Raw genomic sequence first — 23,864 nt, forward strand, 5'->3', positions numbered from 1 at the left:
GGACGACGGCTCACCGCGACTCGATGACCTGGACGTCGCCGAGCGCGTTACGGGCCATGTCGAGCGCCTCCCCGACATTGCGCGCGTCCATCACGACAACGGCGGTGGTGCCGTTGGGGAGGCGGAGCCGTAGCTCGAACGGGCGGAGCGGAGCCGGTGCGCGGGTTCGGGTACGAGTGGACACGCAGAAACTGTAGGCGCGCGTCCGGCGCCGATCGGAAGCGATCCGCGCCGCGCTCGCGGGCCGACACCGCCTTTTCATCTGCTTGATCACCCGATGCGGCCGCCTGCTGCCGGACGCACGGAAAGTGCTGCACCGTTCGGGAAGCGAGAGACCTTTCCACAGATTCCCCCGAGCGGGTCGCGACGTCGGCGCCGTCTGGAACGATGGCTGCATGAGCACCACCGACACCGTCCCCGAAGCCACCCGCGACCGCGCCCTGAGCCGCCTCCGCGCACTCGTCGGCCGACCCGACGCGGCATTCCACGACGGGCAGTTCGAGGCGGTGTCCGCGCTCGTCGACGATCGGAGCAGAGCACTCGTCGTGCAACGCACCGGGTGGGGCAAGTCGGCGGTGTATTTCGTGGCGACGATGCTGCTGCGCGAACGCGGCGCCGGACCGACCATCCTCGTCTCACCGCTCCTGGCCCTCATGCGCGACCAGGTGGAGGCCGCGGCCCGCGCGGGCGTCCGGGCGCTGTCGATCAACTCGGCCAACCGGCACGAATGGGACGACGTCGCCGCCCGGTTGCGCGACGACACGGTGGACGTCCTCCTCGTGTCACCGGAACGGCTCAACAATCCGGACTTCCGCGACCAGCAACTGCCGGCGCTGGTCGCACGCTGCGGCCTGCTGGTCATCGACGAGGCGCACTGCATCTCCGACTGGGGGCACGACTTCCGGCCCGACTACCGGCGCCTGCGCGAACTCGTCGCCGCGCTGCCGGAAGGCATCCCCGTACTCGCGACGACGGCCACCGCGAACCAGAGGGTGGTCGCCGACGTGGAGGAGCAGCTCGGCGGCTCAGCGCTCCCGGCCGCGGTGCGCACGATTCGCGGGCCGCTGGCTCGCCGGTCGCTGCGACTCGGCGTCCTGGCGCTCGAGGACGCGACCGCCCGTCTGGCCTGGCTCGCCGGTCACCTCGCCGACCTCCCGGGCAGCGGGATCGTCTACGCCCTCACCGTCTCGGCGGCGGACGACACGGCGCGCGTGCTGCGCCGGGCCGGCCACGACGTCGCCGCTTACACCGGCCAGACCGATCCGGCCGAACGGGAGGAGCTCGAAGGCCGGCTGAAACGCAACGACGTCAAGGCCCTCATCGCGACCAGCGCCCTCGGGATGGGGTTCGACAAGCCCGACCTGGGATTCGTGGTGCACCTCGGCGCGCCGTCCTCCCCGGTCGCGTATTACCAGCAGGTCGGCCGCGCCGGCCGGGCCACGGAGTCGGCGGACGTGCTGCTGCTGCCCGGGCCGGAGGACCGCGCCATCTGGCGGTACTTCGCGACGGCGGCCATGCCCACGGAGGAGAAGGCGACCGCCCTGCTCGGAGCCCTCGGCGACCAGGCGCAGTCCACGCGGGCGCTGGAGAGCCGGGTCGACCTGCGCTCCTCCACGCTCGAGCTGCTGCTCAAAGTGCTGGACGTCGACGGCGCGGTCCGGCGCGTGCCGGGCGGGTGGGTTTCGACGGGACGGCCATGGGAGTACGACCGCGAACGCTACGAGCGTATCGCGGCGGCGCGCGAGGCCGAGCAGCAGGCGATGCTCGACTACGAGACCACCGCGGGGTGCCGCATGGAATTCCTGCAGCGGCAGCTCGACGACCCGGATGCCGGTCCGTGCGGCCGCTGCGACCGGTGCGCCGGCGAATGGTACCCGGCGGGAGTCGCGACGAACGTACGGCAGACGATCACGGCAGAGCTCGACCGCGTCGGCGTCCCCGTCGAACCGCGCAAGCTGTGGCCGACCGGCGCCGACAGTCTGGGCGTGCCTGTACGGGGCAAGATCGCTCCGGCCGAGCAGGTCGAGCCGGGCCGCGTGCTTGCCCGGCTCACCGACCTCGGCTGGGGCGGGCGTTTGCGGCAGCTCCTCGATGTCGACGCGCCGGACGGCGAGTGCTCTCCGGAGGTCGTGAAGGCGTGCGTGCAGGTGCTCGCCGACTGGGAGTGGGCGAACCGGCCCGCGGCGGTGGTCGCCGTGCCGTCCCGGGGCCGGCCGCGGTTCACCGAGAGCCTCGCGCGGGGCCTCGCCCAGATCGGACGGCTCCCCTACCTCGGCGCCCTCGCGCTCCGCGGCGGCGGCCCGTCGGGAGGCCCCGGCGGCAACAGCGCCTACCGGCTCGCCGGCGTCTGGGACCGCTTCGACGCGTCTGGGCTCGACGTTCCCGCCGGGGCGCCGGTGCTGCTGGTGGACGACCTGATCGACAGCCGGTGGACCGTCACCGTGGCCGGGCGCGAGTTGCGCCGGGCGGGTGCGGGGGCGGTGCTGCCGTTCGCGGCCGCGCTGCGGGCGTGACCGGCCCGTGCCTGATCGACCTGCTCGTGACCGGCCTGTGCGTGACCGACCCGCGCGTGACCGGCCTGTGCGTGATCGGCGCGCGGTTACAGGTCGAGCCCGACCAGGATCGGCTCCGGGCGCAGCAGCACACCGAACTCCGCCTGGACCCTCGCCTGGATGAAGGAGGCGAGCTGCCCGATGTCCGCCGCGGTCGCATGGCTGCGGTTGACGATCGCGAGGGTGTGCTTCGACGAGATGGCGGCGCCCGAGCCCGGGAGCGAGAACCCGCGCCGGATCCCGGCGTTCTCGATCAGCCACGCCGCCGACAGCTTGACGTCGTACGGGCCGTCCGCGAGGGGCGGGATGTCCAGCGGGTGCACGCCGCCGGCCGGCAGGCCGATGACGACATCCGGCTCCGGAGGGGTGACGGGCCAGCGAGGCGCGTCCGCGGGCAGGCTGCGCGCGAACGACTCCGAGACGATCGGGTTGGTGAAGAAGCTTCCCGCGCTCACCGAGTCCGGGTCGGCCGGGTCCAGCACCATCCCCTTCGAGGCACGCAGCGCGAGGACCGCACGGCGGAGCTCCGCCACCGGCACCCGCGATCCGAGCGGCACGCCGAGCGAGTCGGCGAGCTGCGCGTACGCGACCGGGGCGCTGAGCGGCGCACCGACGCCACCGGGCACCGAGTTGTCGGCGAGCTCCAGGTCCACCGTGAGCACGACGCCGAGCAGCCCGCGCTTCAGGATGGAGGTGCGGTAGCCCAGCTCCAGGTCCGCGCGCGACAAGCGACGGACCTCCCCGCTCTCCGCATCCAGGAAGTCGACGCCGAGCAGCGCCGACTCGAGCTCCTGGCCGTACGCGCCGATGTTCTGCACGGGGGCCGCGCCGGTCGATCCGGGGATGCCGGACAGCGCCTCGATGCCGGACCAGCCGTTGCGGACGGTCAGCGCGACCACGTCATCCCAGGGCTCGCCGGCCTGGACCCGCAGGCGCACGCGGCCCGCGGGAGCGTCCAGGCGCTCGACACCACGCGTCACCACGCGGATCACCGTGCCGTCGAAGCCCTCGTCGCTCGCCACCGTGTTGGAGCCGCCGCCGAGCAGCAGCCAGTCCTCGCCCGACGCCCAGACCTCCCGCGCGGCCGCGACGAGAGCGTCGGTGTCGGCCGGGGCGATCAGCGTGTTCGGCACTCCGCCGACCCGCATCGTCGTCAGCTCCGACAGGGGCGGCGTGGTCGGCCGGCGGTCGCCGGCGGGCACCTCGTCGTGTGCGGTCATCTGGTCGTTCACGCGAGCGAGACGCGTACCTGCGCCTTGCCGAGGACGGTCTCGGAGTTGAACGTCGTCGTGAGGTCGATCCGCGCGATCCGGGCCTCGACGTCGAGCTGCCCGACTTTGGCCGTCAGGTGCACGCTCGCGCCCTCCTCCGGGTCCACGACCACCGGGCGGGTGAAGCGCACCTGATAGTCCACGACGCGGGCCGGGTCGCCCGCCCAGTCGACCACCGGCTGGACGGCGAGGCCCATGGTGAGCATCCCGTGCGCGATCACGCCGGGCAGCCCCACCGACGTCGCGACGTCGTCGCGGTAGTGGATCGGGTTGAAGTCGCCGGAGGCGCCCGCGTAACGGACGAGCGTGTCGCGGCTGAGGGCGAACGAGCGCTCGGCGACGATGTCGCCCACGGCCAGGACGTCGAAATCGGGGGCGGCCATCACTCGTCTCCTCGCACGACCAGGGTGGAAACGGAGGTGACGACGTGCTCGCCGGAGCCGTCCACGATCGCCGTCTCGGCGGTCACCATGCTGTGCGCGCCGAGCGACTTGACGGCCGTGACGGTCAGCGTGGCCGTGAGCTCGTCGCCCGCGATCACCGGACGCGAGAACGTGAACCGCTGGTCGCCGTGGACGACGCGGCTGAAATCGATGCCCGCCTCCGGGTCGGCGAGGAGCTGGTCGAGGGTGAGCTGCTGCACCACGACCGGAAAGGTCGGGGGCGCGACGAGGTCGGCGTGACCGGCGGCCTGCGCGGCGGCCACATCGAAGCTGATCGGATCCGTCGCGAGCACGGCGGCGGCGAACTCGCGCACCTTCTCACGGCCGACGAGATACGGAGGGGTGGGCGGGAAGCTCCGACCCACGAGCTCTGGATTCACTGGCACCCGTCGATTCTACGCAAGCGCCCCCGGCTCCCCCGGGTAACCCCGGTCTTCCCCGGATAAACCAGCCTGCCCCCGGGAAAAGGAGAACCCCGGCGCACTCGGCGCCGGGGTTCTCGAAGCTCTCGTCAGCGGATCACTGGCAGCTGTCGCACTGCAGCAGGTCCATCGGGTCGACCGGAACCGCATAGCCGCCGACGGTGTCGTTCTCGTAGTCCATGATGGCCTCCCCTGAAGTCTTGTCACTCGCGCGTCTCGCGGTGTTTACCCACTATATAACCCGAATGACACGATTGTCATTCCACTACATGTAGTGTTTGGGGGATTTTTTTTGGGACCTTTTCCCTCACCCCCGAGATTACGCGGGACCACCGACACAGCCCCCTCCGAATTGGGTACAACGACACGGCGTGTCGCCCTCCCGAGGCGGCGCACCGAGGCCCAAGACGGCGTGTCGCCGGCGGCCTCGCGCGGCCAGTACTGTCTGACTATGCGACTCGGAGTCCTCGATGTGGGATCGAACACCGTCCACCTGCTCGTCGTCGACGCGCACCCCGGCGCTCGCCCCGTTCCCGCGGCCACTCACAAGTCGGTGCTGCGGCTCATGCGCTACATCACCGAGGACGGCTCGATCAGCGCCGAGGGCGAGACGGCGATCCTGGAGGCCATCCGGTCGGCGGTGGAGGTCGGGCGGGCGGAGGGCATCGAGGAGCTGCTGCCGTTCGCGACGTCAGCGATCCGGGAGGCTACCAACGGGCCCGCGATCCTCGCCCGCATCCTGGACGAGACGGGAGTCGACCTCCAGGTGCTCTCCGGCGAGGACGAGGCGCGGCTGACCTTCCTGGCCGTGCACCGCTGGTCGGGCTGGTCGGCCGGCTCCATCCTCCTGATGGACATCGGCGGCGGCTCGCTGGAGATCGCGGCGGGCGTGGACGAGTTCCCGGACACCGCGGTGTCCCTGCCGCTCGGCGCCGGCCGCAGCACCATCGGGTTCCTCCACCAGGACCCGCCGACCGCGGACCAGCTCACCGCGCTGCGCGACCATGCCAGGACCACGCTCGCCGGCGCCGTCGGGCGCTTCACCGACCGCGGACCCGCGCACGTGATCGGCACCTCCAAGACCATCCGCTCGCTCGCCCGCCTCGCCGGCTCGACCGCGAGCGGCCCGGGCGGGACCGAGCGCAGCCTCCTGCGGCGCTCCGAGCTCTCCGATTGGGTGCCGCGCCTGGCGCAGCTCACGGCCGACGCCCGCACCGCGCTGCCCGGGATCACGGCCGACCGGACGTTCCAGATCGTGGCGGGCGGCGTGGTGCTGCGTGAGGCGATGCGCGCGTTCGACGTCCCGGTGCTCGAGGTCTGCCCCTGGGCGTTGCGCGAGGGCATCATCCTGCGGTATCTGGACCACCTCGACTGAGCCGCCGGCGGACTAGGGGGTGAGCGCTGCCGCCTTCGCGAGGAGCACGCTCCGCTCGGCGGCGTTCGCGCACAGGTCGGCAGCGCGACGGAACTCCTCCGCGGCCTCGGCGGCGCGGCCGAGCCGGGAGAGCAGCTCGGCCCGCACACCGGGAAGCAGGTGAGAGCCGGCGAGCGCCCCACTGCGTTCCACGGCCTCCACCTCCACGAGCCCGGCAGCCGGGCCGTCGGCCATCGCCACGGCGACCGCGCGGTTGAGGTCGACGACCGGCGATGGGGCGACCTGGCCCAGCGCCTCGTAGAGGAGGACGATCCGCGGCCAGTCCGTCTCCGGGACCGAAGGCGCGACCGCGTGACACTCCGCGATCGATGCCTGGAGGCCGTACGGCCCGAGTCCGCGCCCCGCGGCGACCGCTGTGGCGAGCGCCGCCCGGCCGCGGCGGATCGCCGAGCGATCCCAGCGGCGGCGGTCCTGGTCCTCCAGGAGCACCGGGCTGCCGTCGGGCGCGGTGCGCGCGGGGAAACGCGCCGCGGTCAGTTCGAGCAGGGCGAGCAGCCCGTGGACCTCCGGCTCCCGTTCCAGGCGGGCGAGCACGCGCGCGAGCCGCACCGCCTCGTACGCCAGGTCGGTGCGCATCCAGGCCTCCCCCGCCGTCGCGGAGGAGCCCTCGGTGAAGATCAGGTAGATCACGCTGAGCACGGAGCCGAGGCGCTCGCGGCGGTCGGCACCGGACGGCACCTCGAACGGCACGTGCGCCGCAGCGATCGTCTTCTTCGCGCGGGTGATGCGCGCCTGCACGGTCGGCACCGGCACGATGAACGCGCGCGCGATCTCGTCCGTGGTGAGGCCGCCGACGACCTTGAGCGTCAGAGCGATACGCGCCTCCCGGGACAGCACCGGGTGGCAGGCCGTGAAGATCAGGGCGAGCACGTCGTCGTCGATGTCGTCCGGGTCGAACAGCAGGTCGGTGCCCGGGACGGTCTCGTCGAGGTCGCGGGCGAGCAGCGCATACCGCTCGTCGCGGCCGGCGCGGCGGCGGAACGCGTCGATCGCGCGCCGCCGCCCCACCGTGAGCAGCCAGCCGACCGGATCCCCCGGCGGCCCCGAGGTCGCCCAGCCGACGAGCGCCTCGGCGAGCGCCTCCTGGGCGACGTCCTCCGCGAGCGCGAAGTCGCCGGTGTAGCGGGCGAGCGCACCGACGATCCGGGCGGACTCCATGCGCCACACCGCCTCGACGGCGCGGCGGGCGTCGGAGGGGGTGCGCGGCGTCATGCGAGTGACGGCGTCGTCCGGCCGGCGACAGGCGCCGCGCCGCCTAGAGCTGACCGGTCGCCACGCGCCACGCGCGCTCCTTCTGGATCCACTCGTTGTCCTGCGGGAACTCGTCGATGCTGGTCACGCGGCGGATCTCCACCTTGCTGCCCTGGATGTACGGCATCCGCTTCGTCCACTCGACGGCCTCCTGCGCCGAGGCGACATCGAGGATGTAGAAGCCGTTGAACAGCTCCTTGGTCTCCCCGTAGGGGCCGTCGGTGACGACCGGCGCCTCCCCGGTGAAGTCGACCACCACGCTCTCGGCCGGGTCGAGGCCCTCGGCGGCGAGCAGCACGCCCGCGCGGATGAGCTCGTCGTTGAACCGGCCCATCGCGTCGAGGACGTCGGCGAAGTCGACGTTGCGGAACGCCTCCTCGGCTTCGGCGGTCGGACGCAGGACGAGCATGTACTTGGCCATGATTTACTCCTTGATCTGGCGGGTCCCTTCGACCCTCTCATTGCCAAGGTCGGGCGGGCCAGCGGGAAATCGACACGCGCCGGAAGTTTTTTCTCGGGTCAGGGCTGGAGGCGTTCGATGCCCTGGAGGATGAGGTCGAGGCCGGTGGCGAACTCCTCGTCGTAGTCGTAACCGTTGTGCGCGAGCTCGGCGACGACCTCCAGGAGGTACGGGAAGCGGAGGGCGACCTCCGGCGGGAGGGTCTGCTCCTTCGAGGCCGCGACCTCCCCCGATTCCTCCGGGGTGTCGAATGGGAGGGTCTTCTCCTGCAGCGCGAAGCCGTAGACGTAGGCGTCGAGGACCGAGGTGGCGTGCACGGTGGCGCGGAACGAGAAGCCGGCCTCGCGCAGGCAGCCCATCATGGCGTTGTGGGCGGCGAGGTTGGCCAGGCCGGGGCGCATGCGCGACTCCATCAGGCCGACGGCCCACGGATGCCGCCGGAGCGCGGCGCGGAGAGAGGTGGCGCGGGCGCGCATGGCTTCGTGCCACGGGACAGCGGGGGCTCCGCCCTCGGCGTCGGCGATCGGGGGCGGATCGACCTCCGCCCAGACCAGGTCGACCATCCCGTCGATCAGCTCCTCCTTGTTCGCGACGTGCTTGTAGAGGGCCATCGGGACGACGCCGAGCTCCCCCGCGAGAGCGCGCATGGAGAGCGCGTCGAGGCCCGCGGCGTCGGCGCGCTCGAGCGCGCGGGCGAGCACGACGTCACGGGTGAGGCGTGGGCGCGCGGACTGCGGCATCTGCGGCTCCTCCTCCGGGATCCGGACGGACTATTGACAAGGTGTACGGCGTACACCTATCGTTCGAGGTGTACACCGTACACCCATCCTAGACCACCGTATCGAGACCCGAATCCGAGGACCCCATGACCGCCCAGACCGTCACCCTCGAGCCGGCGCCCGCCTCGAGCGCCGACCGCCTCCGCTCGCTCACCGCGGGCGTGCTCTTCCTCGTCACCTTCGTCTCGGCCATCGCCGGCGTCCTGCTCTACGCGCCCGTCCTGGACGACCCGCACTACGTGCTCGGCGCCGGGGCCGACGGCCGGGTCCTGCTCGGCATCCTCTGCGAGGCGGTGCTGATCGCCGCCAACCTCGGCACCGCGCTCGCGCTCTTCCCCGTCCTCCGGCGCCGGGCAGAGGGGCTCGCGCTCGGCTACGTGGTCGCGCGCGTCCTGGAGTGCGTGTTCATCGCGGTCGGGATGCTGTGCCTGCTCACGGTCGTGACCCTCCGCCAGCACGCGGCGACGCTCGGCGACGCCGACACGCTCACCGTGTCGGCGCAGACGCTGGTCGCGCTGCGGAACTGGACCTTCCTGCTCGGCCCCGGCTTCGTCGCCGGACTCGGCAACGGCGTCCTGCTCGGCTGGCTGCTGCTGCGCTCCGGTCTCGTGCCGCGTCCGATGGCGGTGGTCGGGATGGTCGGCGGGTCGCTCGTCGCGCTGTCGGGGATCGGCGTGCTGTTCGGGTTGTGGAGTCAGGGGTCGCCGGTGTCCGCGGTGGCGACTCTGCCCGAGATCGTGTGGGAGGCGTTCCTGGGGGTCTACTTCACATTCGTGGGGTTCCGGGCGCGTCGGCGGGCCGTGGAGGAGGCTTCGGTGTCGGCGTGATGGACGTCACGCGCTCAACGCGCGCATTCGCCGGCGAGGGGCACGTGAACGCCCTCAGAGCGTCGTTGAGGCGCGTTCGCGTGCCCTTCGCGCGCCGGGGCCCGGGGTCAGCGGGTGGCGGCCACCTCGGTGTGCAGGTTCGCCCCGCCGCGGTAGCGCGTCGCGGGGTGCCTCTCGGGCAGCCGGTTGTGCCCGTCCCCGAACAGCCGCTCCCGCAGCGTACCGGACCGCTCCCCCTCCTGCGGGAGCCGCCCTCGGCGACGCAGCTCCGGGATGACCAGCTCGGCGAAGTCGCGTGCCGTCTCGAAGGAGTGGTACTGGCGGAGGTTGATGCCGTCCAGCCCATCCTCGTCCAGCCAGCGCTCGATCTCGTCGGCCACCGTCTTCGGGTCGCCGACCACCAGGAACCGGTCGTCGCGGCCGTTCTTGATGACGTCGAGCGCCTGGCCGACCGTCGCGTCCAGCGGCAGGAACGGCACCCGCTCGGCCGGGAACTCCACCCGCGCCAGCGCCTCCCGCACGGTGATGTCGCGCGGGAACGCCGTCAGGTCGACGGGGAGGCCGCTGTGGGCGAGGATGCCGTCGAGGCTGGCGTGCTGCCGGTACAGCCGCCATTTGTCCTCGGCCTCCTCGGTCGTGCGGCCGACGATCACGCCGGCCATCGCGATGAACTTCACGTCGTCGCGCTGCCGGTCGTGGCGCTCGGCGGTGTCGCGCATCCCCTCGGCGTTGCGGCGGAACTCCTCGCTGGTGCGGCCGCCCGTGAAGACCACCTCGGCGTGCCGCCCGGCGAACTCGATGCCCGCGGGCGATCCGGTCGCCTGGAACAGCACCGGCGTGCGCTGCGGCGACGGGTGCACGATGTGCGGGCCGGCCACCTTGTGCCGCTCGCCTACGTGGTCGATGTACCGCACCTTCGACGGGTCGGTGAAGACGCGCGCCTGCCGGTCGGCGATGACGGCGTCATCGTCCCAGGAGCCCTCCCACAGCTTGTAAAGGACGTCCAGGTACTCCTCGGCGCGGCGGTAGCGCTCGTCGTGCGGCACCTCGTCCTCCAGACCGAAGTTGCGGGCGGCGTTCGGGAGGTAGGAGGTCACGATGTTCCACCCGATCCGGCCCTTGGTGAGGTGGTCGAGGGTCGACATCCGGCGGGCGAACGCGAACGGCGGCTCGTAGGTCGTCGAGAACGTGACGCCGAAGCCGAGCCGGTCGGTGACGGCCGCCATCGCCGGGACGAGCAGCAGCGGGTCCAGGTTCGGGCTCTGCAGACCTTCCCGGAGCGCCGTCTCGGGGCCACCGCGGAAGACGTCGTAGGCCCCGACCACGTCGGCCAGGAAGATGCCGTCGAAGCCGCCGTGCTCCAGCAGCCGGGCGAGCTCCAGCCAGTAGTCGAGGTCGGCGAAGCGCTCGCGGTTGTTGCCCGGCAGCGGCCAGAGGCCGTGCGTGATGTGGCTCACGCACGCCATCTCGAACAGGTTGACGAAGAGCTGCTTGGGTTCGGTGGTCATGCGTCGCCTTCCGGGGTGGCGCCGCTCCCCGGGGCGAACTCCGGGATCGCGGCGATCAGGTCACGAGTGTACGTCTGCTGCGAACCCGGACTCGCGCCCACCACTCCTTGCCGGGGAGTCGCCTGTCGGCGGCGCGCGGTACCGTCGCCGCGTGACCGAGCCATGCGCGCTGTGCGGGGCGCCCGCCCATCCCGGGGCGCCGCTTGCACTGTGCCTGCCGCACCTGCTGGAGGCGCACGAGTGGGTGGAGGGCGAGTTCGGCCAGACCGACCTGCTGCCGTCGCCGTGCGCGTTCTGCGGTTCGCGGCTCGGCGTGCGGTACCCGTCCGGCTGGCTGTGCGCCGTCTGCGAGTGGCGGGTGGGCGAGACGGCTCCGGAGGGTGCGGCGGCCTCCCGGGTGGACGTCGTCTACTACCTGCGCTACCGGGATCGCATCAAGATCGGCACCACGGCGAATCCGGCGCGGCGGTTCGCGAGCCTCCCGCACGACGAGGTGCTCGCCTTCGAGCGCGGCGACCGGACGCTGGAGCATCGGCGGCACGTCCAGTTCGCGGCGCTGCGCATCCCCGGGACCGAGTGGTTCGAGACGGATGCCGCCCTGCTGGCGCACGTCGCGGCGCTGCGGGGAGTCGCGGACCCGTGGCATCTCCTGGCGCGCTGGCGCAGCGAGGCCGCGGCGCGAGCGTGACGTAACGGAGATGGCCGCGGGCAGCCAACGGAGGAGATCGACGGCGGCACGCCCCCGCGGGCAGCCAACGGAGGAGATCGGCCCGATCCGCGCGTCCAGTTCCTCCGTTGGCTGCGTATCAGGGCCGCCGCTGTGGCGATCTCCTCCGTTGCCGACGGCGATCCTCCGGAGTTGCCTACGCCGCGGTGGTCGCGGCCTCGGTCGGAAGATCCATCTCCACCTTCTCGATGAGCCGCGCCATTTCCGCGGCCTCCGTGGCGGACGCGAGCGGGATCACGGCCATCTCGGCCGACCCAGCCATCGCCGGTTCAGTCGCCTCAGCCACCTCTGCCGTCTCGGCCGCCAGGACCGGCGCACCTCCCGCGCCCGCGACCCCCGCACCTCGCGCGACCCGCGACCGCAGCACGAACGCCGCCGCAACCGTGACCACGGCCGCGCCGAGCGCCAGCACCCCCGCCGTCGCGAACCCTTCCGTGTAGCCCGTCTCCGCCGGCAGCCCGCCGGCGCCGAGCGTGCCGGTGACGAGCGCCGTCATCACCGCGGCGCCGATCGCCGAGCCGACCGTCCGGAGGTTGGCGTTCATCCCGCTGGCCACGCCGGTCTGCGTCGCCGGCACGCTCTGCACGACCACACTCGTGATCGCCGCGTAGATCAGTCCCAGGCCGACGCCGAACAGTCCAGAGGCCGCGGCGACCGCCAGCAGTGAGCCGTGCAGGAAGGCCAGCGACAGGCTCGCCGCGGCCATGACGGTCGCCGCGATCACGATCTGGGTGCGGAAGCCGATCCAGCGCTCCAGCGGGCCGCTGAGGAAGCCGGTCACCGCCATCGTCACAAGCATCGGAAGCATCAGCAGCCCCGACTCCGCCACCGTCGTGCCCAGCCCGTAGCCGGTGGAGACCGGGGTCTGCACGAAGCGCGGGAAGAAGGCGAACACCGCGAACATGGCGGCGCCGATGAAGACCGCGGCGGCGTTCATCGACCAGACGCCGGGCTCGCGCATGAGCCGCATGTCGACCAGCGGATGCCGCGAGCGCAGTTCCGCGACCACCCAGGCGGCGAGGAGCACAGCGGCGAGCGCGAACAGGCCGATCACGGCCGGCGACGACCAGCCCCACTGCGCGCCTGTGCTGAGCGGCAGCAGGAGGGCGATCAGCCAGCCGGAGAGCAGCACGGCCGACCACGGGTTGACTCCGCCTGTCGCCCGGGTGGGCGACTCGGGGACGATGACGAGGGCGAGCACCGCGGCGGTGACGGTCAGCGCGACCGGGATGAGGAACAGCCCGCGCCAGCTCAGTGCGGAGGCGAGCGGGCCCGCGAGCACGGTGCCGAGTCCGCTGCCGACCGCGATGATCGAGGCGATGGCGCCGATGGCCGACGGGAGGCGGTGCGCCGGGAACTCGTCCCGGATGATGCCGAACGCGAGCGGGAACAGTGCCCCGCCGAGGCCCTGGACCACACGGCCGGCGATGAGGACGCCGATGGAGGGCGCGACGGCGGCGATCACGCTGCCGAGCGCCACGGCGAGCAGCGCGAGCACGAAGATCCGGCGCTTGCCGACCAGGTCGCCGACGCGTCCGAGCAGGGGCGTGGCGACGGCGGCGGCGATCAGCCAGGCGGTCATGGTCCAGGTGACGCCGGCGGTGGTGGTGTGGAGGTCCTGCTGGATGACCGGCAGGACCGGGACGACGAGCGACTGGAGCGTCGCGAAGGAGGCCACGCTGAGCGCCAGGACGGCGAAGGTGGCGGAGGGGCGGGATCGAGACATGGGGTACGGTCTTCCGTTTCTCGAAGGGAGGCCGACGTGTGGTCGGCCGGGTGAACCTCTGCTGAAGAGGAGTTACAATTGGAGGGAGGCTCCGTTCGGAGGATGCCTCCGGTTACAGCCACAACGATACCGGAGGGTTCCTCCGGTTCGCAACCCTCAGTTCCACCGACCCGGAAGGACCAGAGCCGTGACCGGCACAGAAGTAGCCGACACCGCCACCGCGCGCCCCCTCATCACCCGCCCGCAGCGCGCGGACGCGCGGCGCAACTTCGACGCACTGCTCGCCGCCGCGCGCGACGCGTTCGCCGAAGACGGCGCCGGGGCTTCCCTGGAGGACATCGCCCGCCGCGCCGGAGTCGGCATCGGCACGCTCTACCGCAACTTCCCCACCCGCGACGCCCTGGTCGAGGCGGTGTACGTCGAGGAGGTGGAGGCCGTCGTCCGCGCCGCCGACGACGCCGCCGCCCTCGAGCCGTGGGAGGCCGTGCAGGCCTGGCTGCGCCGCTTCCTGCTGTACGTCGGCACGAAGAAGGCCCTGCTGGAGGGGCTCAACAAGGACTCCCCCGTCCTGCTGAGCTGCCGCACCTCCCTCTATGATGCGGGCGAGCCGCTGGTCCGCCGCGCCCAGGAGGCCGGCGAACTCCGCGCAGACGCCACGATCGGGGATGTCATCCGCATGGTGTCCGGAATCGCCGGAGTCGCGTTCGACGACGACGAGCAGCGCGATCGCGTGGTCGCGATGGCGATCGACGGCCTCCGCGCCCGCTGATCCGCGCCGCGCACCACCCATCGAGCCCTCACGCGATCTGAGAGTGTTCTCAGACGTCTGAAATCTTCCGTAGGCTGGAAGACATGGAGCTCGGTGTCTATGCGGTGATCGCCGTCGCGGTGATCGTCGGCGTAGCCGCCTTCGCGCGCAAACTCGGCGTCGCCGCGCCCATCATCCTCGTGATCGTCGGCGTCATCCTTTCGATGCTGCCCGGGGTGCCGGAGATCGAGGTGCCCCCGGAGATCATCCTCGACGGCCTGCTGCCGCCGATCCTGTACGCGGCGGCGATCAGCGTCCCGCTCACCGACTTCCGGCGCAACCTGGCGCCGATCGCGGGACTCTCGATCTTCCTCGTCGTCGTCACGGCGTTCGCGTCCGGCTTCGTGCTCTACACGATGCTGCCGGACCTCAACCTGGCCGCGGCGATCGCCCTCGGCGCGATCATCAGCCCGCCTGACGCGGTCGCGGCGACCTCCATCGGCCGCAAGCTCGGCCTCCCGCCGCGCCTGCTCACGGTGCTGGAGGGCGAGGGCCTGGTCAACGACGCGACCGCCCTGGTGCTGCTGCGCACCGCCCTCGCCGCGGCGGTCGGCACCCTCGCCACCCCGATCGCCGGAGTGCTGGACTTCTTCTCGGCCGTCATCATCGCCCTGGTGGTCGGCCTCGTGGTCGGCTTCGTCACCGTCTGGGTGCGCTCCAAGCTGAGCGACCCCGTGCTCGACACCGCACTGTCGGTCGTCGTGCCGTTCGCCGCGTTCGCCCCGACCGAGGCGCTGCACGGTTCCGGCGTGCTCGCCGTCGTCGTGACCGGCCTCTACACCGGCCACGCGGCGCCGCGGCTGTTCAGCGCGCAGGCGCGGATCAGCGACCGGATCAACTGGCACACCATCCAGTTCCTGCTGGAGAACGGCGTCTTCCTCCTCATCGGACTCGAGCTGCGGACCCTCATCGCCGACGTCGAGCACCCGGAGATCCTGAGCGTCTGGGACGCGGTCGGCATCGGGCTGGTCGCGATGGCCTCGCTCGTGGTCATCCGCTACATCCTGATCGGGCCGCTGATCCTCGCTCTTCGAAGACGCGGCGAACGCGCCGAGAGGCAAGTGCTGCGGGAGTGGCTGATGATCAGCTACTTCCGCGACCATCCCGTGCGCTACCGCTGGCAGGCGCAGCGCAAGGTGCGCGCCGAGCAGCGCTACGAACGGCACCGCAGCGACCTGGAGGAGTTCCGCCAGGAGGCCATCGACTGGAAGGGCGGCGTCGTCCTCGGCTGGTCGGGGATGCGGGGCGTCGTCACGCTGGCGGCCGCGCAGTCCCTTCCCGCGGACATCCCGTATCGTCCGCAGCTCATTCTGATCGCGTTCACGGTCGCGTTCGTCAGCCTGGTCGTGCAGGGCGGCACGCTCCCCTGGCTGATCCGCGTGCTGGGACTGCAAGGCATCGACGTCAAGGACGACCGGAGGCTGCTCGCGCAGCTCCTGGACGACCTCAGCGAGGCCGGCCTCGCCGTACTGGACGACCCGGAGACGGCCGCGGGCACGACCACCCCGGTCGACCCGGAGGTCGTGGAGCGCGTCCGCCAGACCACCTATCTGCGCGCCGAGGCGGCCTGGGAGCGCATCGTGCTCCACGACACACCGCCGGAGGGCCGGCCGCACCACGTCTACCGCGCGCTTCGGCTCGCCGTGGTGGACGCCGAACGGGACCGGCTGCTCCACGAGCGGGCACGCGGCGCCTACCCGTCGCGCATCCTGAGCGAAGCGGGCTCCATGCTCGATATCGAGGAGACGCGGCTTCAGTCCCGGGCGAGGTGACGGGCCGCGCGGCCGGGCCGCACGAGGCCGGCGTCGGTCAGTTCGTGGAGCACCCGATGGATGGCGTCCGCGCTGCTGCCGCCGGGCGCGGGGCCGAACGCGCGCTCGGTCTGGGCGGCCAGCCGCGTCAGCGTCAGCGGGTCCTCGAGCAACCGCCACACGAGCGAGGCGACGGGCGTCAGCCGGGTGATCGTGTCCCGCGCGAGCACGACCACGTCGCCGTCCAGGTCGACCCAGTCGTCGACCTCGACGCGGCTGTAAGTCGCGCCCGAGTCCGTTCCGCGGTGTAGCAGCTCGAGCACGGGCTCGACCAGGTCGGCGGCCTCGCGATAGCTGATCACCTGCACGCCCCCGCAACGCCGGACCAGCCCGTCGAGCAGAGTCAGCGGCCGCGGCAGCGCGTTGAAGTAGTTGACCTGCGCGGCCAGGTCGGACAGCACCTCCCCCAGCCCGACCGTCTCGATCGTCGGCGTCGCCGCCGCGTCGGTGCGGTCGAGGAGGGCGATCCGCGTCAGGCGCAGCCACGGCCCCGGGCGCCGCAGCCCGAGCTCGTCGGGGCCGAGCACGTGCGTGCCCCGCGACTCGGACGCTTTGAACGCCAGCGGTTGCGGGAACGCGACCACGTCGCCGGCGGACGTGACCGCGACGGTTTCATCCGACACATACCCCAGCGTCCGTCCGAGGGTCGCGGCAGCCGTCGATTTGCCGGCCCCGGACGGCCCGACGAGGGCGATCACATCGCCCGTCGCGGGGTCGGCGAGTCCCGCCGCGTGGAACGTCACCAGGTCCCCGCGGTTCGCCTCGATCGCGCGCAGGTTGACCGCGCGACGCAGGGCGATGCCCACCGCGTCGAGGTCGCGGCCCGAGACGTCCACGCCCGGCGCTGGGGCGGCGGCCACGGTCACCGTGTCCGTCACGGCGCCCTCGAACGCCAGCCGGCGCCACTGCTGCGTCAGCCGCTCGACGTCGGAGTCCGGCATCTTGTCCAGGCGGATCCGCAGCCGCGCGCCGAGAGCGTCCACCTGGAATCCACGCGCCACCCTGATCCACCCTTCGTCTTGAAACTTCTCATGCAAGATTAGACGGCGGTCGCGCCACTCCCGGGATCCGCCTTCTTTTGAGTGATTCAAAAGAAACCCGGTAGCGTGGCAGCCATGGACACCGCACAGCTCGAAGGCGCCCTCCGCGCGTCGGGCCTGCGCGTGACGCAGGGGCGGCTCGCCGTCCTGAGCGCGCTCGACGCGCATCCCCACGTGGACGCCGAATCGGTGTACCGTGCCGTGCTGCCCGCACTGCCCGGCACGTCGATCCAGAACGTTCACAACGTCCTCGGCGACCTCACCGCCGCCGGCCTGCTGCGGCGGATCGAGCCGGCGCACTCGCCCGCGCTCTACGAGCGGCGCGTCGGCGACAACCACCACCACGTCGTCTGCACCTCGTGCGGCGCGGTGGCGGACGTGGAGTGCGTCGTCGGCCACGCCCCCTGCCTGCACCCCTCGGGGGCGGCCGGTTTCGTGGTGGACATGGCGGAGGTCACCTTCTGGGGGCTGTGCCCGTCCTGTCAGGAGCGTGCGGCGAAAGCCCCGTCGCACGCCGAATGATGGTTAGGAGAACCATGACGGAGAACCACACGACCACCCAGACCGGCACCCCGGTCGCCAGCGACGCGCACTCGCTGACGTCCGGGCACGACGGGGCGACCGCGCTCCACGACCGGTACCTCGTCGAGAAGCTCGCCCAGTTCAACCGTGAGCGCATCCCGGAGCGGATCGTGCACGCGAAGGGCGGCGGGGCGTTCGGCGAGTTCGTCGTCACCGGCGACGTGACCGCCTACACGAAGGCCGCGGTGTTCCAGCCTGGGACCACCACGCGCACCGTGCAGCGCTTCTCGTCGGTCGCCGGCGAGCAGGGCTCCCCCGATACCTGGCGCGACGTCCGCGGCTTCTCGGTGAAGTTCTACACGACCGAGGGCAACTACGACATCGTCGGCAACAACACCCCGGTGTTCTTCATCCGCGACGGCATCAAGTTCCCCGACTTCATCCACTCGCAGAAGCGCCTGCCGGGATCGGGCCTGCGCGACGCCGACATGCAGTGGGACTTCTGGACGCTGTCCCCGGAGTCGGCGCACCAGGTCACCTATCTGATGGGCGACCGCGGCCTCCCGCGCTCGTGGCGGACCATGCCCGGCTATGGCTCGCACACCTATCAGTGGATCAACGCGGCGGGCGAGCGGTTCTGGGTGAAGTACCACTTCCACGCGCTGCAGGGCAACGAGGAGATCCACGGCGCCGAGGCGCAGCGGATCGCGGGCGAGGACGCGGACTACTACCGGCGCGACCTCTACGAGGCGATCGAGCGCGGCGACTTCCCGGCGTGGAAGGTGAGCGTGCAGGTGATGCCGTACGAGGACGCCAAGACCTACCGGTTCAACCCGTTCGACCTGACCAAGGTGTGGCCGCACAGCGACTACCCGCTCATCGAGGTGGGCATCCACACGCTCAACGAGAACCCGGAGAACTTCTTCGCGCAGATCGAGCAGGCCGCGTTCTCCCCGGCCAACACCGTCCCGGGCATCGACATCAGCCCGGACAAGATGCTGATGGCGCGCGTGTTCTCCTACCCGGACGCCCAGCGCTACCGCGTCGGCACCAACTACAACGAGCTGCCGGTGAACGCGCCGGTCGCCCCGGTTCGCAACTACTCGCAGGACGGCGCGGCACGGCACGGCTTCAAGCCGGCGTCGGCGCCGGTGTACGCGCCGAACTCGTTCGGCGGTCCGTCCGCCAACGCGGCGGCGGCCGGCGAAGGCTCGTGGGAGTCGGACGGCGCGCTCGTGCGCTCGGCGGCGACCCTGCACGCGGAGGACGACGACTTCGGGCAGGCGGGAACGCTCTACCGCGAGGTGTACGACGACGCGGCGAAGGAGCGGTTCCTGGACACGATCGCGGGCGCGGTCGGCGGGGTCACCAGGGAGGACATCCGCGAGCGGGCGATCCAGTACTGGACGAACGTGGACGCGGGCCTCGGCGTCGCCCTGCGGGCGCGGCTCGAGTCGGACGTGGCCGACCCCGATGAGGCGGCCGAGTTCGTGGGCGTCGGCGAGTAGCCGTCCCGATCCGCTGACGCGAACGGAGGACTCCGTGGCCTGATCGGCCACGGGCTCCTCCGTTCGCTGCGTTTTCGGGGGTTCGCGCAGTCGATCTCCTCCGTTCGCTGCGTGCGCGGCCAACGGAGGAGATCCGGGGCCGGGAGGCGCTTGAACGCAGTCAACGAAGGAGATTGGGGTGAAGGGAGGTGGGATGTCCTCCGTTGGCTGCGGGTGGCCGGGCGGGGCCGGTCAGGGTCAGGGTCAGGGGTGGACGTGGGCGAGGGCGCCGGAGATGAGGGCGGCCCAGAGGGTGCCGTCGGGGGCGATGGTGAGGCCACGGGGGCCGGAGCCCTCGGGGAGGGGGATGCGCAGCTCGGCGCCGTCGGGGGCGATGCGCAGCAGCGCGTCGGCGCCCCAGAGCGACGACCAGAGGGCGCCGTCCGGGGCGGAGGCGACGGTGAACGGCGCGGCGCCCTCCTCCAGCGGGAGCAGGGTCAACGTGCGGTCGCGGGCGACGCGCGCCAGGGCGTCCTGCGCATGCAGGGCCGTCCAGACCGCGCCGTCGTCGGCGACCGTGACGCCGAGCGGGCCGGAGCCGAGCGGCAGTTCCACGAACTCGATCGCGGCGTCGCCGCCGCGCACGTGACCGAGCGCCGGACGGTGGCCCTGGAGCGAGAACCAGACGCTGTCGCCGGACGCGGCTATCCCCGAAGGCCCGCGCTCCGAGCCCACCGGGTACTCCTCGACGCGGCCGAGGATGTCGATGCGGCCGAGTGCGCCGCCGAACGTCTCCGTGAACCACGTGGTTCCGTCCGGCACCGTCACCACGTCGAGCGGAAGCGCGCCGGACGTGGGGACGGCCGTCTTCCCGACGATCCGGAGACCGGAGCCGTCGCGCGGGACGGAGCCGTCGCGCAGGGCGGGGCCGAGGTGCAGCAGGCGGTCGCCGGTGCGGTCGACGACCCAGACGGTGTCGTCCGTCGCTGCTCGGATCCCGACCGGCGTGGAGTCGCGGCCGAGTTCCAGGAAGGCGAGGGAGCCGTCCGGGGCGCGTCGCCCGACCTTCCCCGTCTCACTGAAGGTGAACCACACCGCGCCGTCGTCCGTCGCGGCCACGCCGACCAGACCATCGCCCTCCGGACCGTCACCCGGCTCCCCGACCGGGATCAGCTCCACCGCAGACGCGCCGCCCACAGCATCACCGCTCACAGCATCCCCGCTCACAGCGTCGCGTCGATGGTGCGGTCGTACACCACCGTGCCGCCCACGCGGATGAGGCCGCCCTCGAGCGGCTCGGTCGCCAGCTCGGAGCCTTCGCCTTGCACGATCCGCAAGCCGCGACCGAGCTTCGCGGTGAGGGCGACGGCGGCGGCGCCGGTGGCCTCGTCCTCCACGATGCCCATCGCCGGGGCGAACATGCGGGCGCGGAGCGTTCCGGCCTCCTCGTCGATCCACGCGTAGGCGTAGTGCTGGCCTTCGGTGAACGCGAACGGGTCGAGCTCCTCGACCGCTTCCGGCGAGTCCAGCGGCAGCCAGGTGAAGTCGGGTGTCCAGGCGGCACGGGCGTCGATCGCGGCCCAGTCGCCGTCGAGGTCGACGGTGACCGCGACGTCCCCGGCCTTCTCGGCGAGAGCGCCGACCGGCGTGCGCTCGTGCGCGAGCCACCACGCCGTACCGACGCTCGGGTGGCCGGCGAACGGCAGTTCCGAAGCGGGGGTGAAGATGCGGATCGTCGCGAGCCCTGCCGACTCGTCCAGCGCGTCGACGAAGACCGTCTCACTGAATCCGAGCGCCGCCGCGATGTCCTGCTCCCGCCCGGCCGTCGCCGGTGAGCTGGTGACGATGCCCAGCTCGTTGCCGTTGGCACCGCGCTCGTCGGTGAAGACGCGGACCACCACTACCTCGATTTCATCCATAGCCTCCACCCTGGCATGCGGTGCATAATCCCGCCATGAGTGACGAGGTCCCCATCCCCGCCGCCCCCACCGACGAAGAGGTCGCCATCGGCCACGCCGTCGACCGGCTTGCGGAACGATTCCCGACGGTCCCCCGGGACCGCATCGCCGACCTCGTGCATCAGCGCCACGTCGACTACACCGGTGCTCCCGTGCGCGACTTCATTCCCGTGCTCATCGAGCACGACGTCAAGCGTGAGCTGGCGGCGGAGATGATCGCGCTGGCGTGAGCGCCCGGATCAGTACGTGCCCTTGATGACGAAGTAGGAGCCGCGGATCGTCCCCGCGAGCTTGGACTTCTGGCGCGCGAACTTGAACGCCGCGAGTTCCTCCGGCACCTCCATGCCGTCGGACAGCTTGAAGCCGACCGCGCGCTTGCCCGCGTCGTCGATCGTGTACATGACGTTGATCGACAGGCCGGACTCGTAGAACACGTACGCCATCCGGATGCCGTCGACCTCGAACGAGGTGACCTCGAGCGCGGGCGAGGAGATGACGATGCCCCGCTCGTCGGCGAGGATGCGGCTGACCCAGTCGAGGGCCTCCTGCTCTTCGGCGGCCGGAGCCGTCGCGAAGTCGTGGTCGTACTTGTTCTTGAAGTAGCGGGACTCGTTGGCGCGGAGCCCGGCGAGGGCGGGCGCGACGGGGCTCGACTCCAGTCCCTCGGTCGACACGTTCACGAAATCCACGACCTGGCGCATGCGGCCCTCCTCGCTCGGTTGTCTCCCGAGCCTAGCGAAGCGGCGGCGCCGGATCAGGCCCCGGCGGCCGTCACGATCGCGTCGGTCGCGAAGCCGGCCACGAGGCCGGCGAAGATGCACCAGGCGACCAGGGTCTTCATCCCGGTGCGGCGGGCGACGGCGAGCAGCTCGATGACCACGTAGAGGATGGAGCCCGCGGCCAGGCCGAGGAATGCGATGGACACGACGTCGCTGCTGAACGACTGGCCGATGACGGTGCCGAGGAAGGTCGGGCCTCCGCCGATCAGGCCGAGCAGCGCCAGATAGCCCCAGGACGGGCGGGTGCCGCTCAGCGGCGCGACGATCCCGAAGCCCTCGGTGGCGTTGTGGAGGCCGAAGCCGATGATGAGCAGGACGGCGAAGGCGAGCTCGCCCTGCGCGGCGGCGGTGCCGATCGCGAGGCCTTCGGCGAAGTTGTGGAGGCCGATGCCGATCGCGATGGTGAGCGCGAGGCGCCGGGCGCCGGCGCGGGACTCGACCTCGGTGGCGGCGACGATCGCGACGCCGGTGGCGGTGCCGACGGCGGTCGCGCCCGGGGCGCCGGGGCCGGCGAGGCCGCCGCCGGGCTGGTGCGAACCGTGCGGCCGGGCGCCCGGGGCCGCGGGCGAGCCGCCCGTGCCGGGCTCCGGCCGGATCGGCGATGCGAGTGCGAGCGCGCGCCGCTTCATGTACCGGTCCATGTAGGTCAGCGCGAGCAGCCCGAGCCCGATGCACGCGGCCATCAGCAGGCCCTGCCCGAGCGCCGGCCCGATCTTGTGCGACGAGAGCGCCTTGTCCACGGGCTCCCACGCCTGCGAGAGCACGTCCCACAGCAGGAAGATCAGGATGCCGGTCGCCAGCGCGTTCAGTGCGGCCTTGAGGCCGACGGCGTTGGAGCGCAGACGACCGATCGGGAGGCCGAGGAAGATCGTGAGACCGGCGACGGCTCCGAGAGCTGCGACACCCAAGGGAGACATGGAAATCCTTCGTGGAGGCTGTTGACATCGAACCGGCGGGCTCCGGCCGCATTCGATTGTAAGGTAAGCCTCGCCTTACAAAGAATCCTGCCTTACACAGAATCCGATGACAGGAGTCGCAGACTCACTGCGTCCGCGGCACCACGACCATCGGCACCGGCAGCTCCCGCAGCATGGCGGCCGCGGTCGAGCCGAGGAACAGCCGGCTGGGCTGGGCGAGGCGGCTGGAACCGACCACGACGATCTCACCGGGTTCCCAGTCGAGGCGCGCGACCGCGTGCTGGATGTTGTCGCCCTTCGCCACGACGGCCGTCGCGACGACGCCGGTCGCCGCGCTGGCCTCCTCCAGGACCGCAGCGGCGTGGTGCTCGCCGACGCTCTGCTTGGGGGCCGCCGCGTCGCCCGGGAGGTCGAGGGCGAGCAGCGAGACCAGCCGCAGCGGGACGCCGGCCGCGGCGGAGAGCCGCTCGCCGGTCGTCAGCACGTCCGCCGCGCCCGCGCGGGTGCCGACCATGCTGGTCACGCGCGTGAGCTGAGGCGCGTGGTCGCGCCAGCCCTCCGGCGCGAGCAGCACCGGGACCGGCGAGGCGTGCAGCAGCGCGCCGGCGACGGAGCCGACCGTGAAGCGGCCGAGCAGGCCGCCGCGTGCGGCGCCGACGACGATCAGCGTCGCGCCGAGCTCCTCCGCCGCGGTGATCAGGCCCTCTGCGAGCGAGTCGCCGAAGACGACTCGCCCGCTGAAGGCGACCGACGACGGGACGCGAGTGCGCGCGTCCGCCAGCCAGCCCTCCGCGGTGTCGCGCAGGAGGGCGTCGTAGGCCGGGTCGTTCGGCACGTTTCCGCGCCGGGAGGTGTCCGGCATGACCAGGACCACGTCGAGGTCCGCCCCGAAGGAGGCGGCCAGCGCGGCTCCGGCGGCGAGGGCGTCGTCCCCGGACGGGGTGGCCTCGTAACCGACGAGGATGCGCTGAGTGGTGGTCATGGTCTGCTTCTTCCGGCTCGGGTGGTGCGGAGGTTGGGGTTGGGCGCCTCAGGGGTGGCGAGGCTGCGGGTGGTGCAGGGCAGGGTGGGGGGGGGGGGGGGGGGGGGGGGGGGGGGGGGGGGGGGGGGGGGGGGGGGGGGGGGGGGGGGGGGGGGGGGG

General features: G+C 72.1%; 24 protein-coding genes. 9 read left to right on the top strand and 15 right to left on the bottom strand.

From position 1 onward, the window contains the following. Positions 1-10: 10 nt before the first annotated feature. Positions 11-184 carry a hypothetical protein gene (locus AC1ROW_RS08020; RefSeq protein ID WP_493018299.1) on the bottom strand — a complete coding sequence of 58 codons (174 nt, stop codon included), beginning with the start codon at positions 182-184 and terminating at the stop codon, positions 11-13. 211 nt (positions 185-395) lie between these two features. Between AC1ROW_RS08020 and AC1ROW_RS08025 the strand changes: the two genes are divergently transcribed. Next, a complete protein-coding gene (locus tag AC1ROW_RS08025; RefSeq protein ID WP_493018300.1) occupies positions 396-2,513 on the top strand; it encodes a RecQ family ATP-dependent DNA helicase in 2,118 nt (705 codons plus the stop codon). An 86-nt stretch (positions 2,514-2,599) separates the two neighbouring features. On the opposite strand, the gene AC1ROW_RS08030 is transcribed toward AC1ROW_RS08025, so the two are convergent. Genes AC1ROW_RS08030 through AC1ROW_RS08040 form a run of 3 tightly spaced genes read right to left on the bottom strand, consistent with a single transcriptional unit; the run spans position 2,600 to position 4,652 of the window. Further along, a complete protein-coding gene (locus AC1ROW_RS08030; RefSeq protein ID WP_493018301.1) occupies positions 2,600-3,772 on the bottom strand; it encodes a UDP-N-acetylmuramate dehydrogenase in 1,173 nt (390 codons plus the stop codon). 8 nt (positions 3,773-3,780) lie between these two features. Continuing rightward, complete coding sequence (locus tag AC1ROW_RS08035; RefSeq protein ID WP_493018302.1) at positions 3,781-4,206, bottom strand: MaoC family dehydratase; 426 nt, start codon at positions 4,204-4,206, stop codon at positions 3,781-3,783. After that, entirely contained in the window at positions 4,206-4,652 is a 447-nt protein-coding gene (locus tag AC1ROW_RS08040) for an FAS1-like dehydratase domain-containing protein (RefSeq protein ID WP_493018303.1), read from the bottom strand. Before AC1ROW_RS08040 ends, AC1ROW_RS08035 begins: the two co-directional genes overlap by 1 nt. A gap of 487 nt (positions 4,653-5,139) precedes the next feature. Here AC1ROW_RS08040 and AC1ROW_RS08045 point away from each other — a divergent pair, with 487 nt between their 5' ends. Beyond that, positions 5,140-6,063, top strand: coding sequence for a Ppx/GppA phosphatase family protein (locus AC1ROW_RS08045; RefSeq protein WP_493018304.1), 924 nt, complete (start codon positions 5,140-5,142; stop codon positions 6,061-6,063). 12 nt (positions 6,064-6,075) lie between these two features. On the opposite strand, the gene AC1ROW_RS08050 is transcribed toward AC1ROW_RS08045, so the two are convergent. From AC1ROW_RS08050 to AC1ROW_RS08060, 3 genes are all read right to left on the bottom strand, one after another. Further along, on the bottom strand, positions 6,076-7,335 hold the full coding sequence (locus tag AC1ROW_RS08050; protein ID WP_493018305.1) for an RNA polymerase sigma factor: 1,260 nt from the start codon (positions 7,333-7,335) through the stop codon (positions 6,076-6,078). A gap of 43 nt (positions 7,336-7,378) precedes the next feature. Beyond that, a complete protein-coding gene (locus AC1ROW_RS08055; RefSeq protein WP_493018306.1) occupies positions 7,379-7,795 on the bottom strand; it encodes a YciI family protein in 417 nt (138 codons plus the stop codon). Positions 7,796-7,893: 98 nt separating this feature from the next. Further along, positions 7,894-8,574: a TetR/AcrR family transcriptional regulator gene (locus tag AC1ROW_RS08060; RefSeq protein WP_493018307.1), complete on the bottom strand. Its 681-nt coding sequence runs from the start codon at positions 8,572-8,574 to the stop codon at positions 7,894-7,896. A 125-nt stretch (positions 8,575-8,699) separates the two neighbouring features. Here AC1ROW_RS08060 and AC1ROW_RS08065 point away from each other — a divergent pair, with 125 nt between their 5' ends. Then, positions 8,700-9,440 carry a DUF4386 domain-containing protein gene (locus AC1ROW_RS08065; protein ID WP_493018308.1) on the top strand — a complete coding sequence of 247 codons (741 nt, stop codon included), beginning with the start codon at positions 8,700-8,702 and terminating at the stop codon, positions 9,438-9,440. Positions 9,441-9,547: 107 nt separating this feature from the next. Here AC1ROW_RS08065 and AC1ROW_RS08070 read toward each other — a convergent pair whose 3' ends face one another. Continuing rightward, positions 9,548-10,948, bottom strand: a complete 1,401-nt coding sequence (locus AC1ROW_RS08070) for an NtaA/DmoA family FMN-dependent monooxygenase (RefSeq protein ID WP_493018309.1) — start codon at positions 10,946-10,948, stop codon at positions 9,548-9,550. A 151-nt stretch (positions 10,949-11,099) separates the two neighbouring features. Here AC1ROW_RS08070 and AC1ROW_RS08075 point away from each other — a divergent pair, with 151 nt between their 5' ends. Continuing rightward, positions 11,100-11,636, top strand: a complete 537-nt coding sequence (locus AC1ROW_RS08075) for a GIY-YIG nuclease family protein (protein ID WP_493018310.1) — start codon at positions 11,100-11,102, stop codon at positions 11,634-11,636. Positions 11,637-11,811: 175 nt separating this feature from the next. Here the strand turns inward: AC1ROW_RS08075 and AC1ROW_RS08080 are convergent, their stop codons facing one another. Next, the gene (locus AC1ROW_RS08080) at positions 11,812-13,401 is read right to left on the bottom strand and encodes an MFS transporter (protein WP_493018311.1); all 1,590 of its coding nucleotides are present in this window, start codon (positions 13,399-13,401) and stop codon (positions 11,812-11,814) included. Between the two features lie 187 nt (positions 13,402-13,588). Here AC1ROW_RS08080 and AC1ROW_RS08085 point away from each other — a divergent pair, with 187 nt between their 5' ends. Both AC1ROW_RS08085 and AC1ROW_RS08090 read left to right on the top strand, forming a co-directional pair. After that, positions 13,589-14,170, top strand: coding sequence for a TetR/AcrR family transcriptional regulator (locus tag AC1ROW_RS08085; RefSeq protein WP_493018312.1), 582 nt, complete (start codon positions 13,589-13,591; stop codon positions 14,168-14,170). An 83-nt stretch (positions 14,171-14,253) separates the two neighbouring features. Continuing rightward, positions 14,254-15,981: a cation:proton antiporter gene (locus AC1ROW_RS08090; RefSeq protein WP_493018313.1), complete on the top strand. Its 1,728-nt coding sequence runs from the start codon at positions 14,254-14,256 to the stop codon at positions 15,979-15,981. On the opposite strand, the gene AC1ROW_RS08095 is transcribed toward AC1ROW_RS08090, so the two are convergent. Next, positions 15,963-17,021, bottom strand: a complete 1,059-nt coding sequence (locus AC1ROW_RS08095) for a PqqD family peptide modification chaperone (RefSeq protein WP_493018314.1) — start codon at positions 17,019-17,021, stop codon at positions 15,963-15,965. The genes AC1ROW_RS08090 and AC1ROW_RS08095 overlap by 19 nt on opposite strands. Before the next feature lie 114 nt (positions 17,022-17,135). On the opposite strand from AC1ROW_RS08095, the gene AC1ROW_RS08100 reads away from it, so the two are divergent. Both AC1ROW_RS08100 and AC1ROW_RS08105 read left to right on the top strand, forming a co-directional pair. Further along, positions 17,136-17,582, top strand: a complete 447-nt coding sequence (locus AC1ROW_RS08100) for a Fur family transcriptional regulator (RefSeq protein WP_493018315.1) — start codon at positions 17,136-17,138, stop codon at positions 17,580-17,582. A 14-nt stretch (positions 17,583-17,596) separates the two neighbouring features. Further along, entirely contained in the window at positions 17,597-19,090 is a 1,494-nt protein-coding gene (locus AC1ROW_RS08105; RefSeq protein WP_493018316.1) for a catalase, read from the top strand. Positions 19,091-19,333: 243 nt separating this feature from the next. Here the strand turns inward: AC1ROW_RS08105 and AC1ROW_RS08110 are convergent, their stop codons facing one another. After that, positions 19,334-20,281 carry a Vgb family protein gene (locus tag AC1ROW_RS08110; RefSeq protein WP_493018317.1) on the bottom strand — a complete coding sequence of 316 codons (948 nt, stop codon included), beginning with the start codon at positions 20,279-20,281 and terminating at the stop codon, positions 19,334-19,336. Between the two features lie 11 nt (positions 20,282-20,292). After that, positions 20,293-20,988: a PhzF family phenazine biosynthesis protein gene (locus AC1ROW_RS08115; protein ID WP_493018318.1), complete on the bottom strand. Its 696-nt coding sequence runs from the start codon at positions 20,986-20,988 to the stop codon at positions 20,293-20,295. 35 nt (positions 20,989-21,023) lie between these two features. Here AC1ROW_RS08115 and AC1ROW_RS08120 point away from each other — a divergent pair, with 35 nt between their 5' ends. Then, the gene (locus AC1ROW_RS08120) at positions 21,024-21,257 is read left to right on the top strand and encodes a three-helix bundle dimerization domain-containing protein (RefSeq protein WP_493018319.1); all 234 of its coding nucleotides are present in this window, start codon (positions 21,024-21,026) and stop codon (positions 21,255-21,257) included. A gap of 9 nt (positions 21,258-21,266) precedes the next feature. On the opposite strand, the gene AC1ROW_RS08125 is transcribed toward AC1ROW_RS08120, so the two are convergent. The 3 genes from AC1ROW_RS08125 to AC1ROW_RS08135 form a co-directional block, all read right to left on the bottom strand. Beyond that, positions 21,267-21,728, bottom strand: coding sequence for a DUF8821 family protein (locus AC1ROW_RS08125; protein ID WP_493018320.1), 462 nt, complete (start codon positions 21,726-21,728; stop codon positions 21,267-21,269). Positions 21,729-21,781: 53 nt separating this feature from the next. Then, complete coding sequence (locus AC1ROW_RS08130) at positions 21,782-22,723, bottom strand: hypothetical protein (RefSeq protein WP_493018321.1); 942 nt, start codon at positions 22,721-22,723, stop codon at positions 21,782-21,784. A gap of 124 nt (positions 22,724-22,847) precedes the next feature. Continuing rightward, positions 22,848-23,705 (bottom strand): universal stress protein, encoded by an 858-nt coding sequence (locus tag AC1ROW_RS08135; protein WP_493018322.1) that lies wholly within the window; start codon positions 23,703-23,705, stop codon positions 22,848-22,850. Positions 23,706-23,864 lie beyond the last annotated feature (159 nt).

The organism is Leifsonia sp. GW821-FHT13C09 (assembly GCF_058806435.1).